We start from the raw sequence: 3,599 nt of genomic DNA on the forward strand, positions 1-3,599 counted from the left end.
GCACCTCTTCGGCGAAGACACGCATCCGGTGCAGCGTGTCCAGCACTTCGGGCATGACATCCTGACCGTCGACCGTGACCGGCCCGCCATCGAGATTGCGCAGGGCAGTGTGCAGAACCGCACGGTCTTCGGTTTCGTTGATCTTTGCGCCCGTGAACATCGCCTCGCGCCGTCCGGTCAGATCAGCCGCGTCGCACAGCCGGATCAGTTCATCGCGAATATCTCCGTCGATTTGCGTCTTTGAATAATCAAGCAGCAGATCGCCGGTTGAGGCCGAGAATGCCTGCGCCCGCCCCGGATCGGCCTGAAACAGATCCAGAATGCGGGTGCTTGCCTTGGCGGAGGCCAGAGATTTCACGGGGGCCAGCTGCATCAGAGTCACTCCGCCCAATGCACGGTGATGCCGCTGAGCACGGCCGCGATAGGCGCTTCTTCCGGCGGCAGAGTCAAGGCACGTTCCAAAGCTGCGCGTTTTTCAGAGCCATAGATGATCAGATGCTTGGACAGCGCCCCATCCAGCACCGGGGCGGTCAGGGTGATGCGCGGTTCCGGCTGCACCTCGGTGCGGGCCACGGCCAAGGTCGGCGCGCGGCTGTCCAGCGCGGCCTCCAGCCCCGACATACCGGGAAACAGCGAGGCGGTGTGCATGTCCTCTCCCATACCCAGAACCAGTACGGAAAGCGGCAGCACGGGCGCAATCAGGGTTTCCACCTCGGCCAGCGCATCCTCGGGGTCGCGGCCCGGCACATAGAGCGGCACATAATCCGCCACCGCCGCGCGCCCGGTCAGCAGGCGGTCGCGGATCAGCCGCTCGTTCGAGCGGTCGTGATCGGCAGGCACGCAACGTTCGTCGGTGGGCAGTACCCGCACCCGGTCCCAATCCAGATCAGCAGCACAAAGCCCGTCAAATACAGGCCCCGGCGTGGTGCCTCCCGGCACGGCGAGGGAGACCAGATCATGATGCAACAAGGCCGATTCAAGATCACCAGCCAGCGCGTTGGCCACGTCGATGGCCAGCATGTCGCGATCCGCATATTCCCGTATGTTCATGGCTTTATCCCTTGCCAATGGCGACCGTCGCGTTTCATCAGCAGCTCGGCGTCGCCCGGGCCGGTGCTACCGCTGTCATAGGGTTTGGGCACATCGCCCCGCGCCTGCCACCCGGCGATGACCGGGTCGGTCCAGGCCCACGCGGCCTCGACCTCATCCCCGCGCATGAACAGGGTCTGGTTGCCCCGGATCACGTCCATCACCAGCCGTTCATAGGCGTCGGGCGGGTCCTGGCTTTCGGGGCCGAGCGCTTCGGCAAAGCTCATGTCCAGAGGCACATCGACCAGACGCATGCCGCCCTGCCCCGGCTCTTTAATTGTCACCTTTAAGGTGATGCCCTCATTCGGTTGCAACCGGATCGACAGCGCGTTCGCATGCCGCCCGGCCTCTTCACCGAAAATCGAATGCGGCGCGTCCTTGAACAGCACGTTGATGACCGAGGATCGCGCCACCAGCCGCTTGCCCGTGCGCAGATAGAACGGCGTCCCCGCCCATCGCCAATTGCTGATATGCGCCCGCAGCGCCACATAGCTTTCGGTGGTCGAGCGGGGATTGTCCACCACATCGCGATATCCCGGCCCCTCAGGCCCGCCCGAGAACTGGCCGCGCACGATGTGATGCGGCTCAACCCGGTCCAGCGCGCGGATCACTTTCAGCTTTTCGTCCCGCACCGCGTCGGGATCGAATTTCGCGGGCGGCTCCATCGCGATCAGGCACAACAGCTGCATCAGGTGGTTCTGCACCATGTCACGCATGGCTCCGGCGCGTTCGTAATAGTCCTCACGCCCGTCAATGCCGACGGTTTCGGCGACGGTGATCTGGATGTGATCGACATATTGGCTGTTCCAGAGCGGCTCGAACAGCATGTTCCCGAAGCGGACCGCCATCAGGTTCTGAACCGTTTCCTTGCCCAGATAATGGTCGATCCGATAAATCTGCCCTTCTGCAAAATGCGCCGCCAGCGTCGCGTTCAACGCGCGGGCGCTGTCCAGATCGTGGCCAAACGGTTTCTCTACCACGATCCGCGTTTGCAGATTGGCCAGCCCATGGGCCTTGATCCGCTCGGCCAGTGGACCGAACAGCCGCGGCCCGACCGAGAAGTAAAACGCCCGAACCCGATCCCGGCCCAGCTTGCCTGCCAAGGTGGACCAGCCCTCATCCGTCAGCGCATCCAGCCGGACGTAATCGACCCGCTGCAAAAATCCGCTCAGCGCCTCGGCGTTCTGCGAGCGGTTCGGTACATGCTGATGCAACGATTCGCTGACCATCTGGTGAAAGCCCGCACGATCCAGTTCGCCACGCGCGGCGGCGATGATCTGCGCCTCATCCGGCCATTGCCCGGCGCAATAGCGACGGAACAGCGCCGGCAGGATCTTGCGTTGCGCCAGATCGCCGGTTCCGCCGAAAATGACCAGATCAAACGGGTCCACAGGTATGACACGAGAAACCATGGGTTTTCCTTACCTTGCCCTTCGGGCCATGTCCAATGTTAGCGCAATCACTTTTCATTCGTTTTCGTCATCAAAACTCTGTCAGGTCGCCGCCCTGCGCCTTTCCCCCTGCCCCGGAACACTTTAGATCGGGCACCAGACCTGCACAGAACCGGATACGGGAATGAAAGACAACGCCTCTCAGATCGCCAATATCGGCAAGTTTCAAGACAGATTGGTGACAGCAGACGGCCAAACCCGCGCCTCGGTTGCGCTGACCCGGCCCGAGACCTTGTGGTTCAATACCGGCACCCTGTGCAACATCGAATGTGTGAACTGTTACATCGCCAGCAGCCCGACCAATGACGCGCTGGTCTATATCACCGCCGATGAGGTGCGCGATTATCTGGATCAGATCGAGGCGCGCAACTGGCCGGTCCGCGAGATTGGTTTCACCGGTGGCGAGCCCTTCATGAACCCCGAGATGATCGACATGGCCCGCGCCGCGCTGGAGCGTGGCTACGAGGTGCTGATCCTGACCAACGCCATGCTGCCGATGATGCGCCGCAAAATGCGCGACGGGTTGCTGGAGCTTCAAAAGGCCCATGGGTCCAAGCTGACCTTGCGGATTTCCGTCGATCACTATCGCGCTGATCTGCATGACGAAGAACGCGGCAAGGGCAGTTTCGCCAAGACGGTCGTGGGCATGGAATGGCTGCGCGACAACGGGTTCAACATGGCCGTGGCCGGGCGCACCGTCTGGGGCGACACCGATGCCGACAGCCGCGCGGGCTATGCGGCGTTTTTCGCCGAGCACGGCTTTGACATCGACGCGCAGAACCCCGGTCAGACCGTCCTGTTCCCGGAAATGGACGAAACCGTCGAAGTCCCCGAAGTCACCACCGCCTGCTGGGGCATTCTGGACAAATCCCCCGACGCGGTGATGTGTGCCAGTTCGCGCATGGTCGTCAAACGCAAAGGGGCCGAAAAACCGGCCGTGCTGGCCTGCACCCTACTGCCCTACGCGCCGGAGTTTGAAATGGGCCACACTCTGGCCGAGGCCGAGGCGGACGTGCATCTGAACCACCCCCATTGCGCCAAGTTCTGCGTTCTGGGCGG

The 3,599-nt window shown here is 62.6% G+C and carries 3 protein-coding genes and 1 pseudogene; 1 reads left to right on the forward strand and 3 read right to left on the reverse strand.

Annotated features, from left to right (window positions below; translation table 11 throughout):
* From MPJ51_RS03945 to zwf, 3 genes and pseudogenes are all read right to left on the reverse strand, one after another.
* Nucleotides 1-373, reverse strand: a pseudogene (locus MPJ51_RS03945) (glucose-6-phosphate isomerase); the annotation flags it as partial.
* Between the two features lie 5 nt (nt 374-378).
* Nucleotides 379-1,050 (reverse strand): 6-phosphogluconolactonase, encoded by a 672-nt coding sequence (gene pgl / locus MPJ51_RS03950; protein ID WP_298382062.1) that lies wholly within the window; start codon nt 1,048-1,050, stop codon nt 379-381.
* The gene (gene zwf / locus MPJ51_RS03955) at nt 1,047-2,501 is read right to left on the reverse strand and encodes a glucose-6-phosphate dehydrogenase (protein WP_298382065.1); all 1,455 of its coding nucleotides are present in this window, start codon (nt 2,499-2,501) and stop codon (nt 1,047-1,049) included. Before zwf ends, pgl begins: the two co-directional genes overlap by 4 nt.
* 163 nt (nt 2,502-2,664) lie before the next feature.
* Between zwf and MPJ51_RS03960 the strand changes: the two genes are divergently transcribed.
* On the forward strand, nt 2,665-3,599 hold a 935-nt coding region (locus MPJ51_RS03960), incomplete at its 3' end, for a radical SAM protein (RefSeq protein WP_298382068.1).

This window comes from Ruegeria sp. (genome assembly GCF_028066395.1).
Taxonomy (GTDB): Bacteria; Pseudomonadota; Alphaproteobacteria; order Rhodobacterales; family Rhodobacteraceae; genus Ruegeria.